This window comes from uncultured Tissierella sp. (assembly GCF_902479755.1).
GTDB lineage: Bacteria > Bacillota > Clostridia > Tissierellales > Tissierellaceae > Tissierella > Tissierella carlieri.
This window is the reverse complement of the sequence record NZ_CABSQO010000074.1, coordinates 1-8,653: the sequence shown is the minus strand read 5'-3', so window position 1 is coordinate 8,653 and position 8,653 is coordinate 1. Positions and strand designations below refer to the sequence as shown.

The 8,653-nt window shown below is 29.2% G+C and carries 9 protein-coding genes; 8 read left to right on the top strand and 1 reads right to left on the bottom strand.

What is annotated here, in order from left to right; translation table 11 throughout:
• Nucleotides 1-91 precede the first annotated feature (91 nt).
• On the top strand, nt 92-1,048 hold the full coding sequence (locus RDK80_RS19715) for an N-acetylglucosamine kinase (RefSeq protein WP_003409217.1): 957 nt from the start codon (nt 92-94) through the stop codon (nt 1,046-1,048).
• Nucleotides 1,049-1,082: 34 nt separating this feature from the next.
• Here the strand turns inward: RDK80_RS19715 and nagA are convergent, their stop codons facing one another.
• Entirely contained in the window at nt 1,083-2,222 is a 1,140-nt protein-coding gene (gene nagA / locus RDK80_RS19710) for an N-acetylglucosamine-6-phosphate deacetylase (protein ID WP_003429739.1), read from the bottom strand.
• 303 nt (nt 2,223-2,525) lie between these two features.
• On the opposite strand from nagA, the gene agaV reads away from it, so the two are divergent.
• The 7 genes from agaV (at nt 2,526) to RDK80_RS19675 (ending at nt 8,133) form a co-directional block, all read left to right on the top strand.
• The gene (gene agaV / locus RDK80_RS19705) at nt 2,526-3,002 is read left to right on the top strand and encodes a PTS N-acetylgalactosamine transporter subunit IIB (RefSeq protein WP_002582805.1); all 477 of its coding nucleotides are present in this window, start codon (nt 2,526-2,528) and stop codon (nt 3,000-3,002) included.
• 31 nt (nt 3,003-3,033) lie between these two features.
• Nucleotides 3,034-3,804 carry a PTS N-acetylgalactosamine transporter subunit IIC gene (agaW, locus tag RDK80_RS19700; protein WP_002582806.1) on the top strand — a complete coding sequence of 257 codons (771 nt, stop codon included), beginning with the start codon at nt 3,034-3,036 and terminating at the stop codon, nt 3,802-3,804.
• A complete protein-coding gene (locus RDK80_RS19695) occupies nt 3,791-4,639 on the top strand; it encodes a PTS system mannose/fructose/sorbose family transporter subunit IID (RefSeq protein WP_308525277.1) in 849 nt (282 codons plus the stop codon). Before agaW ends, RDK80_RS19695 begins: the two co-directional genes overlap by 14 nt.
• 135 nt (nt 4,640-4,774) lie before the next feature.
• Complete coding sequence (locus tag RDK80_RS19690) at nt 4,775-5,521, top strand: GntR family transcriptional regulator (protein WP_002582808.1); 747 nt, start codon at nt 4,775-4,777, stop codon at nt 5,519-5,521.
• A gap of 101 nt (nt 5,522-5,622) precedes the next feature.
• Nucleotides 5,623-6,783, top strand: a complete 1,161-nt coding sequence (locus RDK80_RS19685; RefSeq protein WP_045143791.1) for an SIS domain-containing protein — start codon at nt 5,623-5,625, stop codon at nt 6,781-6,783.
• Between the two features lie 18 nt (nt 6,784-6,801).
• On the top strand, nt 6,802-7,233 hold the full coding sequence (gene agaF, locus RDK80_RS19680; RefSeq protein ID WP_002582810.1) for a PTS galactosamine/N-acetylgalactosamine transporter subunit IIA: 432 nt from the start codon (nt 6,802-6,804) through the stop codon (nt 7,231-7,233).
• 45 nt (nt 7,234-7,278) lie between these two features.
• Nucleotides 7,279-8,133 (top strand): tagatose bisphosphate family class II aldolase, encoded by an 855-nt coding sequence (locus RDK80_RS19675; protein WP_002582811.1) that lies wholly within the window; start codon nt 7,279-7,281, stop codon nt 8,131-8,133.
• The last annotated feature ends 520 nt before the right edge of the window (nt 8,134-8,653 follow it).

The window sequence follows — 8,653 nt, the reverse complement described above, 5'->3', positions numbered from 1 at the left end:
CGTTTATAAGAATAGGCTGTATCAAATTGAATTTAAAAAATTTCAATTTGATACACCCCCTTTTTATTGAAGAAAAGAAAGGGGTATAATTATGTATTTTTTAGGCGTAGATGGTGGAGGAACTAAAACTAAATATTTATTAATAGACAAAGAATTAAAAGTTATAGAAGAAATAGAAAGTGGTACAACACATATTCATCAAATAGGAAAAGAAAAATTAATACAGGTTTTAAATGAAAATTTACAATTGATTTGTGAAAAGAGTAGTATAAATAAGAGCGAAATTGAATATGCATTTTTAGGTATACCTGGATATGGGGAAAGTAAAAGTGATATTGAAGATATTGATGATTCAGTTAATGAAGTTTTTAATGGAATTAATTATTCTATTGGAAATGATTCTGTTGTTGGATGGGCTGCTGGAACAGGCTGCAGAGAGGGGGTAAATATTGTTGCTGGAACAGGAAGTATAGCGTATGGAAGAAATAAAGAAGGAAATGAAGCTAGATGCGGTGGATGGGGACCAGGCATTGGTGATGACGCAAGTGCATATTGGATTGGACTAAAGGTATTAAATGAATATACAAAGCAGAAAGATGGGAGAAGGGAAAAGACTGTCTTAGTTGATATATTAGAAGAAAAATATGATATTAAAGAATATTTTGAAATTGTTGATATAGTATTTAATAGGCTTAAGTTTTCTAGAACCCATATAGCTAAATTTTCAGAAATAGCTTACCTAGCAGCAGCTGCTGGATGTGATGTTTGTATAAATATATTCAAAGAGGCAGCTAAAGAATTATTTTTTCATATTAAAGTACTTAAGAAGGAATTAAATTTAGCTGATGGGTTTTTAGTGTCTTATAGTGGTGGAGTATTTAAATCTGGAGATTTTATACTAAATCCTTTAAAAGAAATGTTGAAAAATAATAATATAGATTGTGAATTAATAGAACCGAAGCTTAAACCGTGGCATGGAGCTGCATTGTTAGCTTATTTGTTATCAGATAATGAATTACCAGAGAATTATATAGAATTAATAAAATAGAGATATGCAGAAATAATCTGCATATCTCTATTTTTTATGCATTAAAAATAGATTTCCCATTAATAAATACTTGTTTAACATCTATATTTTCATCGAATAATACTAAGTCTGCGTCGTATCCTTCTTTTATTAGTCCTTTATGATCTGATACATTACAATATTTAGCTGGGTTGTAAGTAGCCATTTTAACAACTTCATATAAAGGCATATTGCAGTTGTTATAAACATTCTTTATAGCTCTATCTAGTGTTAAAACTGATCCAGCTAATGATCCTGTTTTTATTCTTGCAGCATTATCTTTAACTATTACATCTTGTCCTCCAAGTGTATAATTACCATCTGGCATACAGCAAGCCATCATAGCATCTGTTACTAAAATAGACTGGTCAGAGCCTTTTTGTTTGTAAGCAATTCTTAATGCTGGATAAGAAATATGAATTCCATCTGAAATTGTTTCTATTGTTATTTTATCATTATCAAATAGTGCACCTATAATTCCTGGGAATCTATGATTGAATGGTGGCATTGCATTATAAAGGTGGGTACAATGGTTCGCACCTACATCTATGGCTTTTATTGTTTCTTCATATGTAGCTTTTGTATGTCCTAATGAGCAATTAATATTTTTATGAGATAAATATTTGATAAGATCTAAGCTTCCGTCTAATTCTGGTGCTAATGTTATTGATACAACAGCATCTTCACAGTCAGCGGTCATTTTGTTAAATATATCTATAGATGGGGTTTGGAGATATTTTGGATTTTGAGCACCTATTGCAGATGGGTTTATAAAAGGTCCTTCTAAATGGGCACCTAGTACTTGGGCACCAGAAGTTCCATTTTCTTTTAATTTCTTTATTGAACGCATTGATTTGTTTATGTCTTCAATAGAAACTGTCATTGTTGTTGGAAGAAAAGAAGTTGTACCATGTTTGACTATTGTTTTTGATATGGAATCAATAGCGTCAACAGTTCCGTCCATTGTATCATATCCTCCAGCACCGTGAATGTGTATATCTATAAATCCTGGTGACAGGAATAAGCCATTTGCATCAATAACTTCATCAAATTCACAATTTTTTGGATTTAATTCTTGTATTTTTCCATCTTTAATAAGAACAGACCCTAATTCGATATGATCTAGTTTAATTATTTTACAATTTTTTATTAACATGTTATATCACTCCAATTATATATATTTAAATAATAGTATTGGTATTATCCAATTGTATATTTTTATTATAAAACATGTACAATGATGTTTTCAAGAAAAAAATCAAATTTTATAAATAAGATGAAGAAAATATTTAGATATGATTAAAAATCAAGTAAATACAGTTATGTAACGGTAATATTAGATTATGACTAAATGAAAAAAATATAAAAAAATTTATGAAAAGGTTGACATTTAATAAAAAGGGATATAAAATTAACTTGTAAATTGGTTAATACCAAAATGAAAGAAGGGAATGGTTTTATGCCTAATATTTTATTAACAAGAATTGATAATCGACTTGTACATGGACAAGTAGGAGTAACTTGGGTGAATCATTTAGGTGCTAATTTAATTGTAGTTGCAAATGATGAAGTTTCTAAAGATTCGGTACAACAAAACTTAATGGAAATGGTAATACCAGATGCCATAGGAATTAGATTTTTTTCTATACAAAAGACAATTGATGTGATTCATAAGGCATCACCAAGACAAAAGATTTTTCTAGTGGTAAGAAATCCACAAGATGCTTTAAGGTTAGCGGAAGGCAATGTACCAATGGACAAGATAAATATAGGAAACATGCATTTTTCAGAAGGTAAGGAACAAATTTCATCAACAGTTTCAATTGATGAGAATGATAAAGAAGCATTTAGGAAATTAAAACAACTAGGAATAGCATTAGAAATAAGAAGAGTACCAGACGAAAATATTGACGAAGATATTTATAAACATATTTAAAAATGAAAATTAATTTTAAGGAGGAAACTTTATGTTTGTACAAGCACTATTAATAGGTATATGGGCTGGTATAGCAGGTGTGGATATGTTTGACGGACTAACACATATTCATAGACCAATAGTAACAGGACTTGTAGTAGGATTAATTTTAGGAGATATGAAAACTGGACTTATAGTTGGAGCATCACTTGAACTTGTTTGGATGGGTATGGTACCACTTGCAGGAGCTCAGCCACCAAATGTTGTTATAGGAGGAATTATAGGAACTAGTATAGCTATATTAGGTAAATTAGATGCTCAAGCAGCTATTGGTATAGCTGTACCATTTGCTGTAGCAGTTCAAGCTGCAATAACATTACTATTTACTGCTTTTTCTTTCTTTATGCATAAAGCGGACAAGTATTGTGAAGAAGCTGATACAGCTGGAATTGAAAGAATAAATTATTTGGGACTAGTAGTACTATTTGTATTCTATTTTACTATAGCTTTCTTACCAATATTATTAGGTGCCGATAAGGCAGCAGCAATTGTAGGTGCAATACCAACATGGATAATTGATGGATTATCAGTAGCCGGTGGAGTAATGCCAGCAATAGGTTTTGCAATGTTGTTAAAGATAATGTTAAAGAAAGAATATATTGCATTTATGATTTTAGGATTTTTATTAGTAACATATTTCAACTTACCGATTTTAGGACTTGCATTATTGGGAGTATGTATTGCTTTATATGATTATTTTTCAAAAAGTAATAGTAATTCAAAAGAAAAAGTGGTAGAGGAGGTATATGATGATGGAATCTAATACTTATAAAGACCCTTCAAAGGAAAAGGTTATTACTAAAGGTGATTTAAACAAGATGGTATGGCGTTCGCTACTTTTGCAAGCATCATTTAATTATGAAAGAATGCAAGCTTGTGGTTGGTTGTATGGACTATTACCAGGTTTAAAAAAGATTCATAAAAATAAAGAGGATCTTTCTAATTCAATGAAAGATAATATGGAGTTTTTTAACACACATCCATTTTTAGTTAATTTCATAATGGGTTTAATACTTGCAATGGAAGAAAATAAAGAGGATAGAAATACAATAAGAGCTGTAAAGGTAGCTACAATGGGACCACTTGGTGGTATAGGTGATGCATTATTTTGGCTAACTGCGCTTCCTATATGTGTAGGTATTGGTGCTTCAATTGCTATGGAAGGAAATATAGCAGGGCCATTTGTATTCTTAATCTTATTTAATTCATTACACTTTTTCTTAAGATTTTTCTTAATGAAATATGGATATAATACCGGTGTTAATGCAATAGCTACACTAAAAGAGCAAACAAAGAAAATTTCGCATGCAGCATCAATTGTTGGTTTAACAGTTGTTGGTGGTCTAATAGCTTCAATGGTAAAGTTAAAAACTACAATGGTAATTGCAGTTGGTTCAGCAGTTGGAGATTCAGCTGTTAAGGTTCAAGAAGGTGTTTTAGATGCTGTAATGCCTAACATGCTAGCACTTGGATATACATTATTAATGTATAAGCTATTAAAGAAGGGATATTCACCAGTTAAGTTAATAACAATTACAGTTGTTATGGGAATACTAGCTAAAGCAATTCAACAATTTACAGGATTCGCTATATTATAAAATACTATCTTGGATTGGTATGGTTGAGCTGCAAAATTGGTATTGATTTAAAACTTAGAAAAATGATATATTTATTACTATACAATGATATGAGAAAGTAGGAAATATATTAAAGAATTGGAGCGTGACCATACCATGAAAGAAAAAATAGATAAGAATTCAAAAATACCATTATATATACAATTAGCTGATATTTTTATTGAAAATATTGAAAAAAATATGAATGAAAATGACAAATTAGATACAGAAAGAGAGATTAGCAAGCAGTATTCTTTAAGTAGAGTAACTGTTAGGCAGGCTCTTGATTACCTTCAAAAGAATGGATATATATATAAAATTCAAGGTAAAGGAAATTTTGTTTGTGAACGAACAATGGAACAAAATTTAACGAAATTTTATTCTTTCTCTGAAGATATGAGAAAGAAAGGAAAGATTCCAACTACAGAAATATTAACATTTGAAATTGTGGAGGTAGATGAAAAAATAGCATCGAAATTAAAATTAAAGGAAAATGATTTGGTATACAAAATAGCTAGAATTAGATTAGCTGATTCAATACCTATGATATATGAGATATCGTATCTTCCGTATAAGAGATTTGAAGATTTAAATAAGAAGATGCTAGAAGAAAGTTCTATGTATGATGTTTTCAATAAAAATTATCATACCAAAATAACATATGCAGAAGAATTGTTTAGACCAATTTTAGTAAACAAACTTGAAAGTATATATTTAAAGATAAAAGAAGGGGAATGTGCTTTAAAAGTAGAGAGACTTACCTATGAAAATCAACAAATAATTGAATATACAGTAAGTATTACTAGAGGAGATAAATTTAAATATAGAGTTTGCTTAATAAATGATTCTGACAATATTGAATGAAGAAATAGGAAAATATAAATAAAGAATTAATAAATTTATAAGTTGTAATTTTTATATGTGTTTAAATTATAACTTATAAATTAAAGGTAAGGAGAATAAATATGATTTTTGGAAAAAGCTTAGAAGAACTAGAAAAAATAAAAGCTATATTTACAGCAACAGAAATAAGACAGCAGCCAGAACTCTGGAGGGAAACTTATAAATTAATATTAGATCAAAAAGAATCTATACAAAGATTTATAAATAAAAATGTAGATAAGAATACAAGAATTGTATTAACTGGAGCAGGAACATCTGATTATGTTGGCGATACAGTTGCTTTAGAATTAAATAAAAAATTAGAAGCTAAGGTTGAGGCAATTGCAACAACAGATATAGTATCAAATCCAAATGAATATATAGAAAAAAATGTTAAAACAATATTAGTTTCTTATGCTAGATCAGGGAATTCTCCAGAAAGTATAGGTGCATATGATTTATTTGAAAATAATGTTGATGATATAACTCAAATTGTAATAACATGCAACAAAGATGGAGATTTAGCTAAAAGATGTGTAAATAATGAGAAAAACATGTTGGTTTTAATGCCTGAAAAATCTAATGATAAGAGTTTTGCGATGACAAGTTCTTTTAGTTGTATGACACTTGCAACATTGCTTATTTTTGATATAGAAAATATAGAAAAAAATAAAGAATTTGTGGAAATAGTTTCATCACAAGCAGAAGAAATATTAGATAATAGATGGTCTGAAATAAAGCAATTGGTTGATTATGAAGCAGAAAGAGTTGTGTATTTAGGTTCTGGAACACTTAAAGGATTATGTCAGGAGATGGCATTAAAAAATCTTGAACTTACAAGTGGACAAGTAACTACAATATGTGAATCAGTATTGGGATTTAGACATGGACCTAAATCAATAATTAATGATAAAACCTTAGTGATAATTATGGCTACAAATGAAGAATATACAAAATTATATGATATTGATTTGATAAAAGAAATTCATAATGATTTAGGAAATCATAAACTTGCAGTAATTACCTATGAAAATGATGAAATTATGAAAGAAAATTGTAGCAACTATATATGTGTAAATGGAAAAACTATACCTAATATATATAAAATTTTTAATTATATGATATTTGGTCAAATGTTTGGATATTTAAGTTCACTAAAACTTAATATATCTCCAGATAATCCAAGACCCGATGGAACTGTGAATAGAGTTGTTAAAGGTGTTGTAATTCATCAATATAAATAGAATAAGGAGTTAACACATATGGTAGGAATAATAGTATCAGGTCATGGAAATTTTGCTTCAGGTTTATTGAGCACATTGAAATTAATCGCAGGTGAACAAGAAAATGTTGTGGGCATAGATTTTATAGATGGACAAGGATCTGATGAATTAAAAAACAATATTAAGGAAGCTATAAATAACTTTGAAGATGAGGTTTTTATATTAACTGATTTAGCTGGAGGATCTCCATTTACAAATTCGGTTCTTTTAAAACAAGAATTAACTGATAAAAACATAGAAGTTATATCTGGAACTAACATACCTATGCTATTAGAAGTAGTACTTGGAAGAGATAATGTGGAACTGAAAGATTTAATAAAAACAGCAACAGAAGCTGGTACTAAAGGAATAAATATTTTTGAACTAAAAGAAAAACAACATGAGGATGATAATCTTGATGATGGAATTTAAATTTATTAAAAATTATAAATTCTAGTAAGAAGGGAGCAATTTACAATGATATTATCAACAAGAGAAATGCTTTTAAAAGCACAACGTGAAGGTTATGCAGTACCTGCGTTTAATATTCACAATATGGAAACATTACAAGTGGTAGCTGAAACAGCTATGGAAATGAAATCGCCTGTAATTATAGCAGGAACACCTTCAACAATAGAGGATTATGCTGGGCCTGATTATATTAAAGCTATGGCTGAAGTAGCGGCAAATAAATATGATATTCCAATAGCTATACATTTAGATCATTTTGAAGATGTAGAGGCAATAAAGAGGGATATTGATATAGGATTTAAATCATGTATGATAGACGCTTCGAAAAAGCCTTTTGAAGAAAATATATCAATTGTTAAAGATGTTGTAGAATATGCACACAGATATGATGCGGTTGTAGAAGCTGAACTTGGAAAACTTGGTGGAAAAGAAGATGATTTAGTAGTTGATGAGAAAGATGCAATGTATACTAATCCGGATGATGCAGCAGAATTTGTTGATAAAACAAATGTTGATTCATTGGCAATAGCAATAGGAACTGCACATGGATTATATAAAGGAGAGCCAAAGCTTGATTTTGAAAGATTGAAAGAAATAAGAAGTAAAGTGAGCATTCCGTTGGTTTTACATGGAGCTTCTGATGTTCCTGATGAATTAGTTAAAGAAGCTATTTCTCTTGGGATATGTAAAGTAAATGTTGCAACAGACTTAAAGATTCCCTTTGCTGATGCAGTAAAAAAATTCTTTAATGAAAACTCAAAAGAAAGTGATCCGAGAAAATATATGACACCAGGTAAAGAAGCTATGAAAGAAATAGTTAAACATAAGATTGAAGTATGTGGAAGTGCTAATAGATATTAAATGAGAAAATAGCTTAGGAAATGCTCCAACAAATCCTAAGCTGACAATAGTGATTTATTACTTAGAATATCTAAATAATAAAAATAAATAAGCAACTATAATTTTATAATAAAAGAAAATCAAATACAATAGTAGTAAATTTCTTATATAATTGTAATATACATGACATTAATAAAGCGTAGGGATTATGACCTACGCTTTAATTGTAAATATAAATAGTAAGTGAAGGTAAAAGTGATGAGGATGCATATATTAATCTTTTAAAATGAAGATGTAAATGTGATACGCTATTTATATATTATTTAGGAAATAATGAATAAATTAATGTGAAGAGTTTGATGATATAATAACTTTTGTCATACTATTTTCAGTATAAACTAATATTTTAGTAAAAAGTTATTGACAAGATTATATTCAATGATATAAAATAATTTACGTTGCAGAAGCAAAAGGTAACAAAGTAACATGCGTTTTTAGCTCAGCTGGATAGAGCAACGCCCTTCTAAGGCGTGGGCCAGGG

Bases quoted from the DNA above. Each gene is read 5' to 3' on its own strand.
- agaW (WP_002582806.1), top strand. From the start codon at position 3,034: ATGTTTGTACAAGCACTATTAATAGGTATATGGGCTGGTATAGCAGGT.
- RDK80_RS19690 (WP_002582808.1), top strand. From the start codon at position 4,775: ATGAAAGAAAAAATAGATAAGAATTCAAAAATACCATTATATATACAA.
- nagA (WP_003429739.1), bottom strand. From the start codon at position 2,222: ATGTTAATAAAAAATTGTAAAATAATTAAACTAGATCATATCGAATTA.
- agaV (WP_002582805.1), top strand. From the start codon at position 2,526: ATGCCTAATATTTTATTAACAAGAATTGATAATCGACTTGTACATGGA.
- RDK80_RS19685 (WP_045143791.1), top strand. From the start codon at position 5,623: ATGATTTTTGGAAAAAGCTTAGAAGAACTAGAAAAAATAAAAGCTATA.
- agaF (WP_002582810.1), top strand. From the start codon at position 6,802: ATGGTAGGAATAATAGTATCAGGTCATGGAAATTTTGCTTCAGGTTTA.
- RDK80_RS19695 (WP_308525277.1), top strand. From the start codon at position 3,791: ATGATGGAATCTAATACTTATAAAGACCCTTCAAAGGAAAAGGTTATT.
- RDK80_RS19715 (WP_003409217.1), top strand. From the start codon at position 92: ATGTATTTTTTAGGCGTAGATGGTGGAGGAACTAAAACTAAATATTTA.
- RDK80_RS19675 (WP_002582811.1), top strand. From the start codon at position 7,279: ATGATATTATCAACAAGAGAAATGCTTTTAAAAGCACAACGTGAAGGT.